Genomic DNA, 19,902 nt, shown 5'->3' with positions numbered 1-19,902 from the left:
CTCTAGCGGGACTCCGTCGCAAGGTCAGCGACCGGGGCAGCAGTGGTGTGGCGACGCACCATCGGGGGCAGGAGCCGGCTCAATGTATCGCTGATGTAGCTTAGGAACAGTGAGCCCATATGCTCATCGAAGTAACCGGGCTGACAACTGCCGACCGCAAAAACACCCACCAGCTCTTCATGACGCAAAGGCACCAGCGCCACGGACGCAATAGGGTCGTCGCGATCCGGAAACAGAAACTCCCGCTGGTTCTCACGGAACTGGCCGCAGACCGCTCGACTGCCTTCCAGAAGGTTGCCGAGATGCTCCTGGGCTTCTGCCGGAGTCACTACGTGCAGTGCGCCCTGGGAACTGCCAGCCACCGCTGCATCAGCAAACAGAATCACAGAGGCTGCATCCAGACCGAAATCACCACGAATGCTGTCATCAATGGTGGAAGCCATATCCATAAGATTGCGGGCTTCGATTACCTGCATCAGCAACCGCTTGCTCTTTTCAAACAGGCGATCGTTATGGCGGGCGATGGATACCAGCTCAACCAGCTCATGACGAAGCGTGTCCCGCTGTTCGCGGAAAAGGTGTACCTGGCGTTCCACCAGGGAAATTGCCCTTCCACTGTCGTGGGGCAAGGTCAGACTGCGCAGGAGTTCGTCCTGATCGACAAAGAAATCGGGATTGTCTCTCAGGTACTCAGCCACCGCTTCCCGGGTGAGCTTACCGGCCTTCTGGTGGGCCGTTTGGTCTGTCATTGCGCTCTCCTGGCTATCAGATCCGTTGTTTGTGTGGGCGGCTGGGCCTTCTACGCCGGGCACCACCTGATTCACCGGGCAGTCTCAGCTGCCCTTCAAATACACTTGTTGCGGGGCCTTCCATCATAACAGGCGACCCTTCGCCCTTCCATTCGATGACCAGCCGACCGCCGCGGAGATCCACCTCCACGCGGTCATCAAGCAGGCCGCGCAAGCGCCCTGCAACAACGGCCGCACAGGCACCGCTGCCACATGCAAGGGTTTCGCCAGAACCGCGTTCATACACCCGCAGGCGCACATGGTTCCGACTGATAACCTGCAAGAACCCTATATTGCCCCGCTCGGGAAATTGTGGATGGCTTTCCAGTTGCGGCCCAAGGTGCTCCACTGGCGCAATATCCACATCCTCAACGACAATAACGCCGTGGGGGTTGCCCATGGAAACCGCGCTGAGCTCAACGGTTTCTGCGCCCACTTGCACCGTGTACACGTTCTTGCGGTGCTCAGCGGCAAAAGGAATGGCCTGAGGGTTCAGCTCAGGCACGCCCATATTGACCATGACCATGCCGTCTTTAGCTATTCGCAGCTCAATTACGCCGCCGGCCGTTTGCACACGGATGGTCTTCTTGTTTGTCAGGCGCTGATCGCGGACAAACTTTGCAAAGCACCGGGCGCCATTGCCACACTGCTCAACCTCAGAGCCATCGGCATTGAATATCCGATAACGGAAATCCACATCGGGCAAACCCGGTGGCTCCACAACCAGAAGTTGGTCAAAACCGACACCAAAATTCCGGTCGGCCAGTTCCCGAATCATTTCCGGGCGCAGCCTGAATGGTTGGCTAATGGCATCAACAACCATGAAATCATTGCCCAGCCCATGCATTTTGCTGAACCGGAGCAATGGCCCCTGCCCTTGATGGCGACGCTGCGGGTTCATATCCTGCCCATCACTCATTCGGGCAGGCAATTTTCGGGCGCGAGCTGTTCCTCAATGGTTTCCCTGTGACGAACAATGTGCACCTGGTCACCATCAACCATCAATTCCGGCGGACGGTTACGGGTGTTGTAGTTTGAGCTCATTACGAAACCATAGGCTCCAGCGGAGCGCACCGCCAAGAGATCCCCCGCCTTGAGCTGGAGCGGCCGGTCTTTGCCAAGAAAGTCTCCGGTTTCGCATACAGGGCCAACCAGATCCCAGATTTTTTCTTCTGCATCCTGATGAGGCTGCACCGGGACAATCGCCTGCCAGGCGCTATACAGCGCAGGGCGGATCAGATCGTTCATGGCTGCATCAATAATCGCGAAATTACGATGTTCAGTGCACTTCAGAAATTCAACCCGGGTAATCAGGATGCCGGCATTGGCGGCAATGGAACGGCCGGGCTCAAGAACGAGAGTCAGGTTACGTTCACCAATACGCTGATCCAGCGCTTTCACGTATTCAGCAGGCTGAGGCGGCGTTTCATCATTGTAGGTAACACCCAAACCACCGCCCATATCCAGATGCCGGATATGAATACCGTTGTCTGCCAAAGCGTCAATCAGCTCCAGCACACGATCCAGCGCATCCAGGAACGGTGTTACAGATGTAAGCTGGGATCCAATGTGGCAATCCACACCTAAAATCTCCAGGTTTGGCAAGGTCGCAGCGCGGGCATAAACGGCCAGCGCTTCCGCGATATCAATGCCGAACTTGTTCTCTTTCAGGCCCGTAGAGATATACGGGTGTGTGCCGGCATCAACATCCGGATTCACTCGCAACGAGATAGGCGCCTTAACCCCCAACTCGCCTGCAACTGCATTAAGCCGGTCCAGCTCGGTGTCAGACTCCACGTTAAAGCAGCGAACGCCTGCTTCCAGGGCCCTGCGCATTTCCCATTCCTGCTTGCCCACTCCGGAAAACACTACCTTGCCGGGGTCGCCACCGGCCCGCAAAACCCGCTCCAGTTCGCCCGCAGACACTATGTCAAAACCGGCACCCAGGCGTGCCAGCACATTCAGCACGGCAATATTGCTATTGGCTTTCACGGCATAGCAGATAAGAAGTTCGCGCTCACTCAGGGCTTCATCATAGGCCCTGTAATGGCGCTCCAGTGTGGCACGGGAATACACATAAGCTGGCGTACCAAAACGCTCAGCAATGGAGGAGACAGGTACATCTTCGGCGTAAAGTTCGCCGTCACGGTAGTTGAAATAATCCATTTTATTCCTGATTCGTAAATCGGTGTCTGGTATGTGCAGGGCTATTCAACCAGTGCATCTGCCTGGTCGTCCTGGCGCTCGCTCTGAGTTGCGGCACTGGTTGCCTGCTCGACTGGCTCGGACGATGATTCCGGGCTTTCCCGGTATAACGGCCCTTTCTGACCACAGCCACCCAGTGCTGCTGCCATCACCAGTATCACGACCGGCATCTTCCTCGCGCGCATACTTGACACCTCTGAGTTCATAATGCCCAAAGTATACCTGACCCACGCCCTGCACGGCGAGGCCGGCGAGCTACAGAAATGACTCCAGTTCACGGTTCAGGGCATCCTCAAGAAAAGCCCGGTAATACAGGTACTGACTGGTCTGTATATCCTGCTGATACACCCTCGGATCCAGATCGTGGGGCAAGTGCACATCCGTCAGGTAAACCGGATAACGATCACGGCTCTGCCGAAGTGAGTGAATATAGTGAGCAACAGCTGGAATCAGCTGGTCACCGTATTGCAGCACTGTAAACTCCTGTTCACCGCAGTAAAGGTCAAAGCGAACGCGACTATCACCCTCCTGCACGCCCACAGCCTGCACCTCAAATCCAGGCAGGGGCGAACCGGCATCTGTTTGCGGCCGATATTCCGGGCGCCAGACTCCGTTGTTTGAAACCAACTCATAACAACGCACTCCAGCAAGACCTACGGGCATTTCGGTATTACGCAAAGTGCGTCTTTCCACCAGATTTTCCAGAAAGCGCAACAATGGGGCCAGCAAATTGCGTCGGCCAGCAACCTGCTGATCCCAACCAAAAACAGATCCACGCTCATCAATCACCCGAATCAGAACCTTTTCGCCCCTTAACCTGTAGAACACCTGAATGCTGTCCGGCTCACTCGCCTGGCAGGCGGCCCGCAAACCCGGGTCGTCCAGCAATGCATGGCGGTCAAACACAACAGGCAAATAGGTGTCGCGAGGCTGAGCAAGGCACTCCATCAAGGCAGCCCGGCTTTCCAGAGCCATAAACCCGGGCTCGGTGCCGCTGAATTCCAGCAAAAAATACCGGAGATCCATTTCGATTACATAACGCAGGGGATGAGGACCAGCTCCTCCTGCAAAGAACTGGCGAAACACGTCGGCAAAAAGCTCCCGCACCCTCCTGGCGATAGCATTGCCATGCCCCCGGTTATGGCTGTGTACCTCAAGGTCGGGAATGCTATGGGGCGCCATGGCCACAGAAGCGAGAACATTCTTCAGACACTGAATCAAGGTGTCCCCGGATGCATAGTGCTGAAGGCTAACCTCTTGCCAGCTGTTGAGCGTTATCTGGTCAATGGTAACAACCAGATTTTCGCGACCGCCGCTGAACCCCAGAGAGTCATGCCTGGCACTGAGCTTGTGCAGGCCGCGCTCAGTAAGGTGGGATTGCGGATCAACACCTACGTTAATCAGCAGGAGGTTGCGCAGAGGGCGAACACCACGGGCAAGAGCCTCTCGCTCGGCAGGCTCGACAGGAAATGGCAAAAATCCTGCAAGCGCATCCAGCATTTCCCGCAATTCGCTAACGGAGGCAATGCCCTGCCCGGAACGAACGTTGAGGCGAGTTGCCCGGGTGAGCAAGCCGTTGCAGTAGCACCAGACCACCAGTTCCGCGAGATTACCCGAACGCCGGATAACCGGTTGCCAGAAAGCGTCCGAAGGGTCCTCAAGATCCCTGTACAACAGCCAGCCCGTTCCTGTGCCGCCTTGCTCTGACTGATGATGAAAGGCCAGGTTTTCCTCGGCCAGTGATGGCACCAACCCCGGGTTAATCTGCTCTACCTTGCCGGCTTTGCGCTGGAATGCTGCGTAGAGCTTGCGGCCAAGCAAGTTGATATCGTTTGCACTGATAGCGGATTGCTCGCCGTGATCACGGGCCATTTTCGACAGCAGCCTATAGCTGTGGGTCAGCTCCGACACCACCACTCGGCGCAGGGAAGACGCCTCCTCTGCCCGCCAACGGTGACGATTATCCAGCAACTCAAGCTGGTTTTGCTGCCACCCCCAGTCATCAACCAGACTCCTCAGCAGCCGAGCCCTCCAGGGCTCCACCCCCTGCTGCCCCGCCATCCCGGTGCGAGTCAGTGGCAGACCCGCCTTGATATACAGACTGCGACGCACCAAATCCAACCGCGAACTGGCACCGTCACTAAGAAGCCACTGTTCAAGGCGCTGATAGAGCATCACATAGGGGTCCAAATCATCCGCGTCTGTATCACCATCGAACACTGCCTGTTTGAAAATAAGCGACAGGACCGGTAGATCCTGCGTGTGGGCATAGCATTCAATCAGCAGCAGTTTCAGAATGGCCTTCCAGGGCGCATCGATTCCCTTGTAGAGCTGCCACACTCCCGCTCCCAGAAATTCACCGGTCGGTATGGATGGCACAGCACCAAAATCAACATATGCATCGCCGCGAATAAAGCGATAGTCCACCAGCATAGCGACGCACTTCTGATAATGCCCTTCCTGCTCCGGGGGAACCAGCCACCACATGGGATAACAGCCACCCAGATGGATGGCCGTGCGGTAGAATTCATCCAGCAGTAAATAGTGCTGGGCGCTACCGCAGTTCTCACCCGTCACTTCTATCCGCTGCCGGCCTTCCCGCCATTCGGCCGCAGAAAATACAAACACGTGCAACTCAATACCAAACGACAGGGCCCACTCAGTTAACCGTTCAGCCTTACGCTCCAGCAATCTGATCCCATGCCCGTGAAGATCGTCCCTATGGCAAAGCCACACATCAAGATCACTGGTAACAGAATGGCCCAAGGTGCCTGGGCTACCCATCAGAAACAGCGCCTCCAGGTCGGCCCTGCGTTTGCCTTCATCCCGCATGCTGAAGGTACGGGCCAGGCGCCGTGCTGCACTTATGATGGCTGAATCCGGCTGGTAGTGGCTCAGACCGTAAGGACAATCAACATCCAGATAGCCCGGCAGCGCGGGATGATTGGTGTGAAACACCAGTGGCAAAATTTCCAGCACCACCTGCTGTCGATAGGAAAGCGACGAGTGGGCTCGCTCCCAGCGCTGCCGGTTAAGCACGAGAAATCTGTCCCGCAGTCGGCGCAGGGTTTTGCGATCAATGCCCTCATCAAAATCCAGGACAATCGGTGTAGCGTGAGCAGTCAAGGCAGCTCCGGGGGAGAGGTTCTTTCCGGTTTAATTATCAGTATGATGAACTCATCGTGGCACAACCATCAATAATTAAAAGCGGAATACGCTTGAGAAACCCCGAGGCCCGGCCCAGTGAAAGAGTTTGTCATACAGCGTTATCGTGCTGATACATCCAGTGGCACCGGTCGCCAGACCCTGTTGCGTATTGACGACGAAGGTAAGGTTTTATTTGCAGACAATAATGCCGAGGCTGTACTGGGATACGATGCCAGCGAACTGGAAGGCGTTATGGTACACCGGTTCTTGGCTTCCAGAGAAGACGACCCCTTTGCACCTGCCAATCGACACCGTATCGAGAGCGGCCAAACGGTACTGGTCACTTTTCGCCACAAGGAAGGGTTTTTCTACACGGCGAGTCTTTCATTACGTATCAGCATGCGCGATTCAGATGGCGCCGCCAGCGCCCGCATTGCTCAACAGGAAAACTCCGCCATAGACACCCGCCTGCTACGCTTTTCTGAAAGCGCTGCGGGCTTCGGAATATGGGAACTGGACGTCACCAGTAACCAAATGACCTGGACAGAAGGGTTATATCGGTTGCTGGAGCTGAAACCGGGGACAGAAATCACACCGGAGCAGGCGCTGTTCTATTGCAAGAGTGGCCAGGAACGAGTTCGGGCCCTGTTCCGCAGATGCGCACGCACCGGTGCACCCTTCACAATTGAGCTTCATTTGCTCACAGCCAAAGAAAAAAACATTCGCGCAACGCTAAGTGGTCGAGCCCTTAAAACCGGCGGCAGGGTGCGAAAGCTTGGCGGAACCCTGGTCGATCGCACGGGGGAAATGCAGCGCGACCTGGCCTGCGCAAGAGCTGAAAACATACTGAATGCCACCTCAGCCGCCAGCCCTGGGCTGATAGCTGCCGTTGACAAAAATCTTAACCTGCTGCACTTCAACGCGCCCTATGCCCGATTGTTTGGCAGCATATTTGGCGCCACGCCCAAGGTGGGAGACAACCTGCGCCAGCTGCTTGAAAAACACCCGAACGAGCGGCACTTGGCGGAACAGCTCTGGCACCGGGCCTTTGAGCAGGACAGCTTTATTGTCGACATGCCTGTCACGCAACAAAGCGGCGAGTGGCCTGTGTACGAATTTCACTACCAGCGCCTGACAAACAGCAAAATCGGGGACTCCGGTGCAGAAAAAAGCGAAACCGCAGGTGCTGTGGTTGTAGCCAGCGATATCAGCAACCGCGCCAGCAAAACCGGTGATAGCGAATACAGATACCGACACGACCCGGTTACCGGTCTCACCAACCGCAGGGAGTTTGTCGCTCGCCTTCAGCGGCAGGTGGAACAGGCTGGCGACGATGCGGTCGACAGTTGCCTTTTATATCTGAACCTCGACTCATTCGGGCACTTCAACAACATTGCAGGAAACGGTGCCTGCGATCGCTATCTCAGGGAACTGGCCAGCATTCTCGATGTGCGGAGCAGGCCACAGGACACAGTTTCGCGACTTGCCGGTGATACCTTCGCCCTACTCATCGAAGACTGCACAGAGTCTGCAGCCCGTAAGCTTGCAGACAACCTTCTGAACCTCATCCGTGATTTTGTTTTTGAGTGGCAAGGGCACCAACTGCAAACCACCGCCAGTGGTGGTCTGTTGATCATGGGAAAAGACACATACCCTAACCCCGAGCAACTGCTGGGGCAGGCAGCGGATTTATGCCATGACGCCAAGACATCGGGACGGAACCGGATTCATACTGGCCACGCCTCACGTCCGGAATCCGATCATAACGACAGCAACGAACTCGTCGACCGGATCCGAAAAGCCCTGGACAGGCAGGCGCTGATACTGGAGTTCCAGCCGCTCAAGCCGGTAGCCAGCGTTACCTGGGGTGATCACATCGAAATTCTCGCACGAATTCCAGGTAACAGTGCCCATGAACAATGGTTGCAACCAGACCAGTTTCTGCCGGTAGCAGAACGTTTTGATTTGGCCAAACGACTGGACCGGCAAGTCATACTGCAAACGTTTACCTGGCTGGGAGAACACAGGTTACTGGAGCCCAGGCTGAAATATTGCGGTTTCAACCTGTCGCTAGCCAGCGTGCTGGATGACACCTTTGCGGACTTCATGGAATCTGTTCTCGGGGCTTCAAACTACCCGGCAGAGTCCTTCTGCCTTGAGATCTGTGAGGCCCATGCAACACAGTACCCGGATGAAGTGGCCGTATTGTGCGATGCCCTGCACCGGATTGGTTGTCGCGTAGCACTGGATGGTGCTGGCGCATCTGTAGAGAGCTACAGGCTGGCGGCAAAACTGCCCATAGACGTAATCAAACTCGACCGCAGCCTGATGCTCAGACTGGGAGCCGACCCGGTTCAGCAGGTCATGGTAGAGGCGCTGCACCGGATTGCGCAGGACGCAGGAAAAATAACGGTGGCAACTTTTATCGAGAACGATGACATTCTCCGGAAGGTCCGAACGCTGGGCATTCATTTCGGCCAGGGATTCAGGCTTGGACCACCCAAACCTCTGGCAGAACTGAAGCCGGTGGCGGTAGACCTTCCCACCGGGCGAATCGGCGGCTAAGCCCCGGGCTCAAAACAAACAGCTCGGGGGCTCAGGTTTCAGCTCAGCAGCTTACGCGCTCGGGCCACAGCAGCCCGCACCTGAGCCGGTGCTGTTCCACCCAAATGATCACGGGCCTGAACCGATCCTTCAAGTGTGAGGACATCAAACACATCTTCACCGATGGTGTCAGAGAAACGCTTCAGCTCTTCCAGAGTCATATCAGAAAGATCCCGCTCTTCAGCGACACCAAAGGCCACAGCCTTGCCTACAACTTCGTGAGCATCGCGGAACGGCATGCCTTTCTTGACCAGATAATCCGCCAGATCTGTTGCCGTCGAAAACCCGCGTTTGGCAGCAACACGCATATTATCGGCTTTTGCACGAATGGCCGGGACCATGTCGGCGTATGCTTTCAGGCAGCCTTTGATGGTGTCGACCGTGTCGAACAGGGGCTCTTTGTCCTCCTGATTATCCTTGTTGTACGCCAGCGGCTGGCTTTTCATCAGCATGAGCAAGGACATCAGATGGCCCGTTACCCGCCCGGATTTTCCGCGTACAAGCTCCGGCACATCGGGGTTCTTTTTCTGAGGCATGATGGACGAGCCGGTGCAAAAACGATCCGGCAAATCAATAAAATCAAACTGCGCCGAGGTCCACAGCACCAGCTCTTCACTGAAGCGGGACATGTGCGTCATCAGCAAGGCCGCGAAGCTGCAAAATTCAATGGCGAAATCCCTGTCGCTGACCGAGTCCAGCGAGTTTTCAGAAGGGCGCTCAAAGCCCAGCAACCGGGCGGTCATGGCACGATCGATCGGGTAAGTGGTGCCTGCCAGTGCGGCTGCGCCCAAGGGCATAATATTCACGCGCTTGCGACAGTCCTGCAAACGCTCACCATCCCGCACCAGCATTTCATACCAGGCCAGAAGATGGTGCCCGAACGTGACCGGCTGTGCCGTTTGAAGATGAGTAAAACCAGGCATGATGGTATCGGCTTCGCGTTCGGCCAAGTCCAGCAGGCCAGCTTGCAAACGTTTGAGCTCTTCTGCGATCACATCGATTTCATCGCGCAGATACAGGCGAATGTCCGTGGCCACCTGATCGTTTCGGCTGCGGCCGGTGTGCAGTTTTTTACCCGTAATGCCAATACGATCCGTTAAGCGGGCTTCTATGTTCATGTGAACATCTTCGAGACTGACGGACCACTCAAAGCGCCCAGCTTCAATATCTTCTTTTACGCCATTCAGGCCTTCAATAATGAGATCACGCTCATCCAGCGTCAGAACGCCAACCTCTGCCAGCATGGTCGCATGGGCGATAGAACCGGTAATGTCGTGGTGATACAGGCGCTGATCGAACCCGACAGATGCAGTAAAGCGCTCCACAAATGCGTCGGTGGGCTCGCTGAAGCGTCCACCCCATGGTTTTTCGGAGGTTGCGGCCTGATCAGGTTGTTTCTTGTCCGTCATGGTGTAGGTACTCTCGTTACATGTAATGAGTCAAATAGATGTATACATCAGCGTGTGATCAATCGGGCATATCTCGACAGGAAGGGCAAACATAACGATGAACAATGGCTGAGTAGGTGCCGTCATTCTGCATGGCCTCCAGCGCACGATCAAAATCTGCAACAAACTCCGGGCTGACTGATTCTTTTGAGAAAATATAATGGGCTTTTCTGTTCGAGACGACCATGGAGCTGTGCGTTATCCGGTCAGAAAGCCCCAGCGCTTGAATTTCGTGCATAGCCGTCAGTTTATCCGCAATTACCCCATCAATACGATTCAAAGCCAGCATTCTCCAAAGCGAATCCCGGCGGGATGTGTACTCGATATTCCCTCTGTACCTTGAATCCTGGACGAGGGCGCTGTATTCCTCACTATAAGATACGTTGATTTGCGCCCCTAATCTGAAACCCGAGTCCAGAACCTCTCGCAATCCCGAAAACCTGAACTCAGCCCTATCAGAACGCCGGATAAACAGCAGGTTGGGCGAGACGGTCGGAACTGTACTTGCGTAATAAGCGTATTTTTCCCGCTCAGATGTCCGATGAGCACCAGAGACCATATCGATACGTCCCTCACGCAACTCTACCAGCGCTCGCGCCCAGGGAAGCTTTACCAATGAAAGGTTACACCCCATTCGCTGCATAATTTCACGACTGATATCAGCATCGATACCTGCAACATGGCCCAGCTGCGGGAAAAAGTAAGGTGCGTCGTCATCCCAGCGCATCGTTATGCGGCACTCAGCAACACTTTGGGCCGCAAACCCGAGCAATGAAACAACCAATACAACCGCCTTGCAAAGTACTGCGCACGCAGCACCCTGCGGAATCAATGATGCCGCAGATTCAAGGGCATTGGTGGCCTGTTTCATTATGAGTTCCGCCTGACTATCTTGATATGGATCGAACAAACGCCCCAGCCGAAACCGGCGGAACTCTCCCGGGCTTGAAGCAGAAGGTTCAAATTCATTGGCCACAACAGACAACGCTTTAGTGAGTACTGAATATAGTCTATCTTTTGTGCTGACAGACCCGCACTATCCTCGCGCGGAATGAGCACATTGATCGTGACGGGAGTATAACATTCTGACCCGCAGAAAAGAGACCACCCTGAGCCGGGACAAGGCTGTCGCCATGCAGAATTTTTTCGTGCCCGATCTTTGCCGGGTGCGGTCTGTGTTCATGCTTCTGATCACCAGTGAACTACTGGTTCTGGTGCTGGCGATTGTTCAGGCCAGCGACAGCTGGATTGACTGGAATTATTTCGCACTTCTCTCGCTGTTTGTGCAGTGGACCACCCTCACCAGTGCCGCGCTGATTTGCCTGCTGCGCGCCCGACTGGCTCAAATGCCTGTGCCCCGAGCCACCTTTTTCATTGCGGCCATAGTGCTAATAGATGTACTCGCGTTCAGCCTGTTTGCAGACAGCGTACTGCACCCAAAACCGGGCATCTTCGACTGGCAGGCAATTGCTAAAAAGCTGCTGATGGCCCTACTGATAATTCTCATGATCCTTCGCTACTTCTACTTGCAGCATCAGTGGCAAAAGCAACGGGAAGCGGAAATGCAGGCACACCTGACAGCCCTGCAGGCGCGTATACAACCTCACTTTCTGTTCAACAGCATGAACACCATCGCCAGCCTTATTGCTTCAGATCCAGAGCAGGCCGAAGAAGCCGTTCTGGATCTTTCAGAGCTCTTTCGCGCCAGCTTGCGCACCGGCGACCAACTCATTCCGATGTCGAAAGAGCTGGATCTATGCCAGCGCTATCTGGCCATCGAATCCCTGCGCCTTGGCCCCCGCCTGAAACTGGAGTGGCACATTGCCGACGGGCTGGAGCACCAGGCAATACCGCCTCTGACCCTGCAACCATTGGTAGAAAACGCGGTATATCACGGCATACAGCCCCGCCCGGAAGGTGGCAAGGTGCGCATAGAGGCCGAAGCGCGGGGCAAATACGTGTATCTGCTCGTTCAAAACCCCAAGCCGGACAATAACAGCAGTCAGCACAGCGGCAACCAAATGGCCCTCGGCAATATTCAGGCAAGGCTGCAGGCGCTATTCGGGGATGCTGCGGTACTCAAACACAGCCATCAAGGGGACGTTTATACCGTTACCTTACGGCTCCCTGAAACTACTCAATACTCATGACCAAACAGACGATTCTAATCGCAGACGATGAGCCTCTGGCACGGCAGCGCCTGATGCGACTGGTCGAAGGCCTGCCGGGTTATGTGATCTGCGGCGAAGCCGGTGATGGCGAAACCACACTTGCTCAAGTTGCCGAACTGCAGCCGGATATCCTGCTGCTGGACATACGCATGCCCGGTCTTGATGGCATGGAAACAGCAGCGCGCCTGAGCCAGCTCAGCAACCCGCCGGCAATCATTTTCTGCACCGCCTACGACAACTATGCAATTCAGGCTTTCGGGGTTCAGGCTGTGGCCTACCTGCTCAAACCCGTGCGCAAAGATGCGCTGGCAGAGGCCCTTGCCCGTGCCGGGCGGATTAATCGCGTACAGCTACGCACCCTTGCCGACAGCATCGCAGGCGGCACCAGCGAACGGGAAACAGCGGAAGATGAGCAACTATCGGTTCGCACCCATCGGGGTACCGAGCTGATTGATATAGCCGGGATCCGCTATTGCCAGGCGGATCAGAAATACGTGACCATTCATCATGCCCGTGGTGAGACTGTTTCTGACTACACGCTTAAAGAACTGGAAAACGCCTACCCGAGCCAACTGCTTCGGATTCATCGCAACACCCTGGTGGGCGTACACTATATTCAGGCACTCAGGCGCACACCCGACGGCCACAACCTGCTGTTGCTCAGAGACGATCTGGGGGAGCTTCAGGTAAGTCGCCGGCACACCAGCAATGTGCGTCAGTGGCTACAAAGACAACAACCGGGCTGACGCATTGCAGGCGGTGCAGCGCGGCCATCCGCGGGACTTTTACGGCGCCACAGGGTAACCTTGGCGAACATTTTCATAACTGACAGTGAGCATCATGTCCAAACGAACCCTTCGCGTCGCAACCCGCAGTAGTGCCTTGGCACTATGGCAGGCAGAATTCATCAAGGCCGAACTGGAACGGCTCCACGACAACGTGGTTGTGGAACTGATCAAGATCAAAACCCAGGGCGACAAAATCCTCGATGTACCTCTGGCTAAAATTGGAGGTAAAGGCCTGTTTGTAAAAGAGCTGGAAGAAGCCATGCTTGACGGCCGCGCCGACCTCGCAGTGCACTCCATGAAAGATGTACCCATGGCCTTTCCCGAAGGCTTGGGCCTGGTCGCTATTTGCGAGCGGGACGATCCTACCGATGCGTTTGTCAGCAACAACTACGCGAACGTAGACGCTCTGCCACAAGGCGCTGTGGTGGGCACTGCCAGCCTGCGCCGGGAATCCCAGCTGCGCGCCTACCGCCCAGACCTGGAAATTCGTGTTCTGCGGGGCAACGTAAACACCCGGTTGGCAAAACTGGATGCGGGTGACTATGACGCCATAGTTCTGGCCAGTTCTGGCCTTAAGCGTTTGGGTTTCCATGACCGGATCCGCTACTCAATGCCAGACACAGTATCCCTGCCAGCGGTTGGCCAGGGTGCCCTCGGCATTGAATGCCGGCTAAACGACGACGAACTGCGGGCGATGCTGGCCCCCCTGAACCATGCTGATACCTCCGATCGGGTGAAAGCCGAAAGGGCGATGAACCGTCGTCTTGAGGGTGGCTGCCAGGTGCCAATCGCAGCCTACGCCCTGTTGGAAGACGACGATACATTATGGTTGCGCGGGCTGGTTGGCGCCGTGGATGGCACAAAAATTCTCCGTGTTGAGGGCCGCGCGCCGCGCGCCGAAGGCGAGCGCCTGGGCCGCGAGTTGGCAGAAGAGCTTTTAGCGCTGGGTGCAGACAAGATTCTGGCTGAAGTTTATGGCCACACTCCAGACTGATTCAACCAGGCTAACCGGCCGGCGTGTTCTTATATGCCGGCCAGAACCGGAAGCGTCCCGGCTGGCCCGGCAGTTTCAGGCTGCCGGCGCTGAGACGCACGTGTTCCCGCTGGTAGACCGAGAGCCGCTACCAGAAACCCCGGAACGACGCACCACCCTTCTCAACCTTGACGAATTCTCCCATGTCATTGCCGTCAGCCCCTATGCAGCAAGGCTTTTGCTCGATGAGCTGGATACCTGGTGGCCGCAACTACCTACCGGATTAAATTGGTATGGCGTAGGAGCCGGGACGGCCAAAGCACTGGCCGAATATGGCGTAACCCCGCGCAAACCCGACGAGGGTTGGACCAGCGAAGCACTGCTGAAACTTCCCTCCCTGACAAATATCGAGGGCGAGCGTGTACTTGTTGCCCGGGGCGAGGAAGGACGGGAATTAACCCGCCGAACGCTGGAAGAGCGTGGTGCCCGGGTTACCATAATGCCGCTGTATCGCAGATTCTGTCCGGATTACACCCCTGCGCAAATCAACACCGCCCTGATTGCGTTTGCCCCGGATGCCATTGTTGCGCTCTCCGGAGAAACCTTGAACAATCTCATCGCACTATGTGCCAAATGCAGCCATAATCTATACGATAGACCCGTCATCGTGCCCGCTCGGCGTATCGCCGACCAGGCTCTTGCGGCGGGATTCAACGCTCCGTGTATACCAGGAAGCCTTGCCGATAACGACATCGTGGCCGCCGTCGCAGAACAACTGGCAGGCCGGGACGGTGGCTCCGGAAAAGCCAAGTAAGGACGCCCGTGACCGAAACAACAAAACAATTACCTGCCCCGATTGCCAAAGAACCGCTCGCCCGACAGAAAGTCTGGCCGGTCTGGGTTATCGCCTTAGTTGCACTGGCCTGTGTTGCCGCGCTGGCGCTGTGGAACTGGCAACAGTGGAACGATAACCAGGCAACCATACAATTGCTGAAAGGCTTACAGCAGGACACTGCACAGCTTGAGAGCCTTTATGGCGACAGGGGAACCCAACAGAGCCAACGTTTGCAGGCCCTGGAAGACAAACTTGCCTCCCAACGTGAGCTGATCGCCACCCAACAGCGGCAGATTGACCACACTGCCCGCGAGTTACTGGAAGCCGGAAACCGCACCCGCACTGACTGGTTGCTGGCAGAGGCCGAGTATTTACTGCGTATAGCCAACCAGCGCCTGTTGATTGAAAAGGACATTCGCGGCGCTCTGTCTGCACTTGAAGCTGCAGATGAAGTGCTGACCGAATCCGACGATGTTGGCGTGTACCCTGTTCGTCAGCAACTGGCCCGGGAAATCCTGGCACTTAAAGGCATTTCCAGTGTCGACAGAACCGGCCTCTATCTCACTCTTGAAGCCGCAATCGACAGCGTACACCAGCTAACCGATCAAGCCCTTATCAGCGAGCAAGCCCCGGGATTTGTTGGCAATGCCCAGTCGGAGGAAGGTCCCGGAGAGGGCGGCGAGCCCGGCCTTCTACTCAGAACCTGGAAAAAGATCAAATCCACCCTGATGCAAGTGGTTGTGGTTCGTCGCCTGGACGAATCCGTCAAGCCACTGCTGTCGCCAGACCAAAGTGCTTACGCACGGCTGAACCTGCAACTTATGCTTGAAGAAGCCGAGATGGCCGTCCTCAGAGGCAACCAGACACTCTATGAGCGCTCTCTAACCAAGGCACAAGCTGCTGTTGAGGATTGGTACGACGGAAGCAACCCACGAGTAAGCGCCTTGACCAACGCTCTTGGTGAACTGAAAGCGCGTAACGTTGCTCCGGACTTGCCAGACATAAGCAAATCTCTGGGACTGCTCAAAGAGCGGCTGGCAGGTCGGCTAAACAAAGGCAGTGATTCATGATTCGCCTGCTTCTGATTGTTCTGTTTGCCCTGCTCATCGGCACCGCACTTTCACTCGGGCTGCAATACGACCTGGGTTACATTCGCATCAGCCTTGGGAACTATCTGGTAGAAACCAATTTCTGGGTTGGGCTTGTACTCATCGTGGTTGTGGTTGCTCTGATGGTACTCACCACAAACCTGATTCGCCGCATGCGGCAAGGCACAGGGCTGGTTGCCAACTGGGTTTCCCGCGGCAAAGAGCGTCGGGCCCGCAGGCGCACGACTCAGGGCCTGCTGGCTCTTGCTGAAGGGAACTGGCCACGGGCCCGCAAGATGCTGACCTCAGCCGCCAGCCACGCAGACACACCCCTTATCAACTATCTGGCAGCAGCCCAGGCAGCGTTTGAGAGTGGCGACCATGAAGCCGTAGATGAACTGCTGCGAAAAGCATTTGAAAGCACTCCAGGGTCGGACATGGCTGTGGGCATCACCCAGGCTCAGCTGCAGCTTGCAGGGAACCGACTGGAGCAGGCGCTGGCAACACTGGTGCGTCTGCGTAAACAGTCCCCACACCACCCTTTCGTTCTGAAGCTACTGAAAACCACCTATCTTCGCCTCGAAGATTGGCGCGAACTCTCGAAACTGCTACCCGAGTTGCGCAAACGTAGTGTACTTCCGGAGTCCGAACTCGGAGAACTTGAACGACAGGTATGGCACAACCTGCTGGAAAAGGCCGCTGAAGACTGCCGTCGGCAACAACAACAAGATCCCAACACATCACTTGAGCCGCTCACCCGTCTTTGGGATGAACTGCCGGGCTTTTTGCGCAGAGACGAAAAAACCATTGCTGATTACGCTCGCTTACTGGCTGATCTTGGCGACGAAGCCCAAACCGAAACCCTGCTGCGCAAAGTTCTGCACAACCACTGGAGCGATGACCTGGTCAATCTTTATGGCCGGGTAGAAGGGCGCAAGCCCGACGAACAGCTTCTGACCGCCGAGCAGTGGCTAAAAGATCGCCCCAGCAATGCAGAACTGCTGCTGGCACTGGGCCGGCTGAGCTTGAGAAATGAGTTGTGGGGCAAAGCCCGGGAATATTTTGAGACCAGTTTGAAGCTACGCCGCAGCCGCGACACTCTGGCAGAACTTAGCCGGCTGAGCGCTCATATGGGCGACGAAGAAATGAGCATCAAGCTTATGATGCAAGGGCTGGCGACCGACAACGGGCTACCAGAACTGCCCATGCCCCGAGCCTGAACGACCGCACCCTTCTTCTGCCTGCCCGGAGCACTTCAATTGCGAGGCGCATACTCCAGCACATCAGAAAAGAATGCCGTTGGTGGGAGCCCCGCTTCCACCAGCGCGTCCATCAAGGTGTAAACCATCGTGGGTGAACCACTGGCGTGCACTTCCGCATTACCCAGATCCGTGCCAGACGCCAGCACAGCACGCACAAGCTGGTCGTGGTGTCCGCCCCATTCGCTGTCTTCATCATCACCCACCACAGGCTGAAAGCTGAAGGCGGACCACTCTTTCTCCCACTGACGAGCCATGGACCTGAGGTACATATCCTCATGGCGACGCACGCCCCAGAACAGCTTTACCGGCTGGGTAGAAGATGTGCCGCGCAAATAATCCACCAGGCTTTTCATCTGTGCGAACCCTGTACCGGCCGCAACCAGCAGCAATGGCTTTTCAGGGGCGCAGGCCAGGCAGGCTTTACCATGGGGTAATTCCACAGTGATCGTTTCACCAGAGGCTAGCGCATCGATGACCTTCTGTGCGGACAGCCACTCAGGGGAAGCCTGGATGTGCAGCTCAATGTTCTGCTCTGCCGGACTGCTGGCAATGGAGAAATAGCAGGGTTCAGCATCCGGCAAATTGATCGACAAGTACTGGCCGGCGTGAAAAGACAACTCTCGCCGCCTGGGCAACTGAAGCTCAACCCGATACACGTCGTGGCTTATAGAGCTCAGGTTCACGACGTTTGCCTGAAACTTTCGGGGCTGGTTCTGTCCTGCTGCCATAACGGCATTAATCTCCAATTCAAGATGGTCGAGCGCGGCAGTTCTGCACATCATCAGTCGCGCACCGACCGGCATAATCTGTTGGCTTCGAGTATTCAGAGCGGAGCCACCGAGCAAATGGGCTTCACAAAGTTCGCAAACACCATTTCTACAGGCATGGGGAACAGCAATACCGGCTTTGGCCGCAGCACTCAGCAAATCTTCATCGGCACTTGCCGCGTAGCGAATGCTCGATGGCTCAAGACTCACATTCCACTGCCTGCTACCCATATCAGTCGGGGCAGTTAGCCGGAGTTTCAATGCCCAGGCTTCCCCATAGCTCGTCCACACGCTGTTTCACAGCATCAGTCATGGCAATAGGCTCCCCCCACTCGCGGGTGGTTTCTCCGGGCCATTTGTTGGTGGCGTCCATGCCCATTTTTGAGCCAAGGCCAGATACAGGCGAGGCAAAGTCCAGGTAATCAATGGGCGTATTTTCGACCAGTGTGGTGTCGCGAATAGGATCCATACGGGTAGTCATGGCCCAAATCACATCTTCCCAATTACGGGCATCCACATCGTCATCGGTCACGATGACGAACTTGGTGTACATAAACTGGCGCAGGAACGACCATACCCCCATCATCACGCGCTTCGCATGGCCTGGGTACTGCTTCTTCATGGTCACTACTGCAAGACGGTAGGAACAGCCTTCCGGCGGCAAATAGAAATCCACGATCTCCGGAAACTGCTTTTGCAATATGGGGATAAATACTTCGTTCAGCGCCACACCCAGAATCGCCGGCTCATCGGGCGGCCTGCCCGTATAGGTACTGTGGTATATCGGGTCTTTGCGGTGGGTAATCCGCTCAACGGTGAACACCGGGAACTCGTCTACTTCGTTGTAATAACCGGTATGGTCCCCAAACGGGCCTTCCGGGGCGTTGTCATCCGGGTAAATAAAGCCTTCCAGAACTATTTCGGCACTGGCTGGCACCTGCAAATCACTGAGGCCGCACTGCACCAACTCGGTCCGACTACCCCGCAACAAGCCTGCAAACGCATACTCGGAAAGAGAATCAGGAACAGGCGTCACAGCACCCAGAATGGTTGCCGGGTCGGCGCCAAGGGCGACGGCAACGGGATAAGGTTTGCCAGGGTTCTGTTTCTGGAACTCCTGAAAATCCAATGCGCCACCACGATGGCTCAACCAGCGCATAATGAGTCGGTTACGGCCAATCACCTGCTGCCGGTAAATCCCCAGATTCTGCCGTTCTTTGTGGGGCCCACGGGTAATCACCAGCGGCCATGTCACCAGCGGCCCGGCATCCCCAGGCCAGCAATGCTGTACCGGGATTTGGTAAAGGTCGACTTTATCTTTTTCTATGACCACTTCCTGACAGGGCGCTGACCTGAGCACTTTGGGGCTCATGCGCATTACTTGCCGTAGCAGTGGCAGTTTTTCGATGGCGTCTTTGAATCCCTTGGGGGGATCAGGCTCTTTCAGGTAGGCCAGCAGTTTGCCGACTTCCCGGAGCGCAGTTACGTCTTCTTGCCCCATGCCCAGCGCCACTCTTCGGGTAGTGCCGAAGAGGTTGGCAAGCACAGGCATGTCGTAGCCTTTGGGGTTTTCGAACAACAACGCAGGACCACCTGCCCGCAGCGTGCGGTCGCAGATTTCGGTCATTTCCAAATGGGGGTCTACTTCAACTGAGATGCGTTTCAGCTCGCCCAGTTTCTCCAACTGGTCAATGAAGTCCCGCAGATCGTTGTATTTCATCGTCGGCTCCGTTCTCGGTTAGCTTCTAATACGGAGTTAATCGCTTTCCGGACTTCTCGCCCGGTGCGCAGAACGCAATGAGGGCCTGCTTTCCCAGACACGCCGT

16 protein-coding genes are annotated in these 19,902 nt (G+C 56.0%); 7 read left to right on the top strand and 9 right to left on the bottom strand.

The window, feature by feature from the left end; all coding sequences use genetic code 11:
• Positions 1 to 2 precede the first annotated feature (2 nt).
• The 5 genes from FFI61_RS15555 to FFI61_RS15535 all read right to left on the bottom strand — a co-directional run bounded on the left by FFI61_RS15555 (position 3) and on the right by FFI61_RS15535 (position 6,119).
• Positions 3 to 749: a DUF484 family protein gene (locus tag FFI61_RS15555; protein ID WP_200203325.1), complete on the bottom strand. Its 747-nt coding sequence runs from the start codon at positions 747 to 749 to the stop codon at positions 3 to 5.
• Between the two features lie 16 nt (positions 750 to 765).
• Positions 766 to 1,689, bottom strand: a complete 924-nt coding sequence (gene dapF, locus FFI61_RS15550) for a diaminopimelate epimerase (RefSeq protein WP_200371726.1) — start codon at positions 1,687 to 1,689, stop codon at positions 766 to 768.
• 14 nt (positions 1,690 to 1,703) lie between these two features.
• Complete coding sequence (gene lysA, locus FFI61_RS15545; protein ID WP_200371667.1) at positions 1,704 to 2,954, bottom strand: diaminopimelate decarboxylase; 1,251 nt, start codon at positions 2,952 to 2,954, stop codon at positions 1,704 to 1,706.
• Positions 2,955 to 2,995: 41 nt separating this feature from the next.
• Complete coding sequence (lptM, locus tag FFI61_RS15540) at positions 2,996 to 3,178, bottom strand: LPS translocon maturation chaperone LptM (protein ID WP_227714976.1); 183 nt, start codon at positions 3,176 to 3,178, stop codon at positions 2,996 to 2,998.
• A 70-nt stretch (positions 3,179 to 3,248) separates the two neighbouring features.
• The gene (locus tag FFI61_RS15535) at positions 3,249 to 6,119 is read right to left on the bottom strand and encodes a class I adenylate cyclase (RefSeq protein WP_200371666.1); all 2,871 of its coding nucleotides are present in this window, start codon (positions 6,117 to 6,119) and stop codon (positions 3,249 to 3,251) included.
• Positions 6,120 to 6,236: 117 nt separating this feature from the next.
• Between FFI61_RS15535 and FFI61_RS18030 the strand changes: the two genes are divergently transcribed.
• On the top strand, positions 6,237 to 8,705 hold the full coding sequence (locus FFI61_RS18030; RefSeq protein ID WP_200371665.1) for an EAL domain-containing protein: 2,469 nt from the start codon (positions 6,237 to 6,239) through the stop codon (positions 8,703 to 8,705).
• Between the two features lie 38 nt (positions 8,706 to 8,743).
• Here the strand turns inward: FFI61_RS18030 and argH are convergent, their stop codons facing one another.
• Together argH and FFI61_RS15520 are read right to left on the bottom strand one after the other, a co-directional pair.
• Positions 8,744 to 10,153 (bottom strand): argininosuccinate lyase, encoded by a 1,410-nt coding sequence (gene argH / locus FFI61_RS15525; protein ID WP_200203313.1) that lies wholly within the window; start codon positions 10,151 to 10,153, stop codon positions 8,744 to 8,746.
• A gap of 58 nt (positions 10,154 to 10,211) precedes the next feature.
• A complete protein-coding gene (locus tag FFI61_RS15520; protein WP_200371664.1) occupies positions 10,212 to 11,063 on the bottom strand; it encodes a substrate-binding periplasmic protein in 852 nt (283 codons plus the stop codon).
• Between the two features lie 262 nt (positions 11,064 to 11,325).
• Here FFI61_RS15520 and FFI61_RS15515 point away from each other — a divergent pair, with 262 nt between their 5' ends.
• From FFI61_RS15515 to FFI61_RS15490, 6 genes are all read left to right on the top strand, one after another.
• The gene (locus FFI61_RS15515) at positions 11,326 to 12,342 is read left to right on the top strand and encodes a sensor histidine kinase (protein ID WP_200371663.1); all 1,017 of its coding nucleotides are present in this window, start codon (positions 11,326 to 11,328) and stop codon (positions 12,340 to 12,342) included.
• Positions 12,339 to 13,109, top strand: coding sequence for a LytR/AlgR family response regulator transcription factor (locus FFI61_RS15510; protein ID WP_200203307.1), 771 nt, complete (start codon positions 12,339 to 12,341; stop codon positions 13,107 to 13,109). The genes FFI61_RS15515 and FFI61_RS15510 overlap by 4 nt, the downstream gene beginning before the upstream one ends.
• Positions 13,110 to 13,203: 94 nt before the next feature.
• Entirely contained in the window at positions 13,204 to 14,145 is a 942-nt protein-coding gene (hemC, locus tag FFI61_RS15505; protein WP_200203305.1) for a hydroxymethylbilane synthase, read from the top strand.
• Positions 14,126 to 14,938, top strand: a complete 813-nt coding sequence (locus FFI61_RS15500; RefSeq protein ID WP_200203303.1) for a uroporphyrinogen-III synthase — start codon at positions 14,126 to 14,128, stop codon at positions 14,936 to 14,938. Before hemC ends, FFI61_RS15500 begins: the two co-directional genes overlap by 20 nt.
• An 8-nt stretch (positions 14,939 to 14,946) precedes the next feature.
• Positions 14,947 to 16,029: a uroporphyrinogen-III C-methyltransferase gene (locus FFI61_RS15495; protein WP_200371662.1), complete on the top strand. Its 1,083-nt coding sequence runs from the start codon at positions 14,947 to 14,949 to the stop codon at positions 16,027 to 16,029.
• Positions 16,026 to 17,267 carry a heme biosynthesis HemY N-terminal domain-containing protein gene (locus tag FFI61_RS15490; RefSeq protein ID WP_200371661.1) on the top strand — a complete coding sequence of 414 codons (1,242 nt, stop codon included), beginning with the start codon at positions 16,026 to 16,028 and terminating at the stop codon, positions 17,265 to 17,267. Before FFI61_RS15495 ends, FFI61_RS15490 begins: the two co-directional genes overlap by 4 nt.
• A gap of 35 nt (positions 17,268 to 17,302) precedes the next feature.
• Here FFI61_RS15490 and FFI61_RS15485 read toward each other — a convergent pair whose 3' ends face one another.
• Both FFI61_RS15485 and ubiD read right to left on the bottom strand, forming a co-directional pair.
• On the bottom strand, positions 17,303 to 18,307 hold the full coding sequence (locus FFI61_RS15485) for a 2Fe-2S iron-sulfur cluster-binding protein (protein WP_200203645.1): 1,005 nt from the start codon (positions 18,305 to 18,307) through the stop codon (positions 17,303 to 17,305).
• A 1-nt stretch (position 18,308) separates the two neighbouring features.
• Positions 18,309 to 19,796: a 4-hydroxy-3-polyprenylbenzoate decarboxylase gene (ubiD, locus tag FFI61_RS15480; RefSeq protein WP_200371660.1), complete on the bottom strand. Its 1,488-nt coding sequence runs from the start codon at positions 19,794 to 19,796 to the stop codon at positions 18,309 to 18,311.
• Positions 19,797 to 19,902: the final 106 nt, after the last annotated feature.

It is taken from the genome of Marinobacter sp. DY40_1A1, assembly GCF_016597815.1.
GTDB classification, from domain to species: domain Bacteria; phylum Pseudomonadota; class Gammaproteobacteria; order Pseudomonadales; family Oleiphilaceae; genus Marinobacter; species Marinobacter xiaoshiensis.
The sequence above is the reverse complement of the archived record's forward strand: the minus strand, read 5'-3'. Positions and strand labels throughout refer to the sequence as shown.

What these genes read in the sequence shown, in the direction of transcription:
- FFI61_RS15515 (WP_200371663.1), top strand. Translation starts at nt 11,326, where the DNA reads ATGCAGAATTTTTTCGTGCCCGATCTTTGCCGGGTGCGGTCTGTGTTC.
- ubiD (WP_200371660.1), bottom strand. Translation starts at nt 19,796, where the DNA reads ATGAAATACAACGATCTGCGGGACTTCATTGACCAGTTGGAGAAACTG.
- lptM (WP_227714976.1), bottom strand. Translation starts at nt 3,178, where the DNA reads ATGCGCGCGAGGAAGATGCCGGTCGTGATACTGGTGATGGCAGCAGCA.
- FFI61_RS15485 (WP_200203645.1), bottom strand. Translation starts at nt 18,307, where the DNA reads ATGGGTAGCAGGCAGTGGAATGTGAGTCTTGAGCCATCGAGCATTCGC.
- FFI61_RS15510 (WP_200203307.1), top strand. Translation starts at nt 12,339, where the DNA reads ATGACCAAACAGACGATTCTAATCGCAGACGATGAGCCTCTGGCACGG.
- FFI61_RS15520 (WP_200371664.1), bottom strand. Translation starts at nt 11,063, where the DNA reads ATGAAACAGGCCACCAATGCCCTTGAATCTGCGGCATCATTGATTCCG.
- FFI61_RS15555 (WP_200203325.1), bottom strand. Translation starts at nt 749, where the DNA reads ATGACAGACCAAACGGCCCACCAGAAGGCCGGTAAGCTCACCCGGGAA.
- lysA (WP_200371667.1), bottom strand. Translation starts at nt 2,954, where the DNA reads ATGGATTATTTCAACTACCGTGACGGCGAACTTTACGCCGAAGATGTA.
- argH (WP_200203313.1), bottom strand. Translation starts at nt 10,153, where the DNA reads ATGACGGACAAGAAACAACCTGATCAGGCCGCAACCTCCGAAAAACCA.
- FFI61_RS15500 (WP_200203303.1), top strand. Translation starts at nt 14,126, where the DNA reads ATGGCCACACTCCAGACTGATTCAACCAGGCTAACCGGCCGGCGTGTT.
- dapF (WP_200371726.1), bottom strand. Translation starts at nt 1,689, where the DNA reads ATGAACCCGCAGCGTCGCCATCAAGGGCAGGGGCCATTGCTCCGGTTC.
- FFI61_RS15490 (WP_200371661.1), top strand. Translation starts at nt 16,026, where the DNA reads ATGATTCGCCTGCTTCTGATTGTTCTGTTTGCCCTGCTCATCGGCACC.
- hemC (WP_200203305.1), top strand. Translation starts at nt 13,204, where the DNA reads ATGTCCAAACGAACCCTTCGCGTCGCAACCCGCAGTAGTGCCTTGGCA.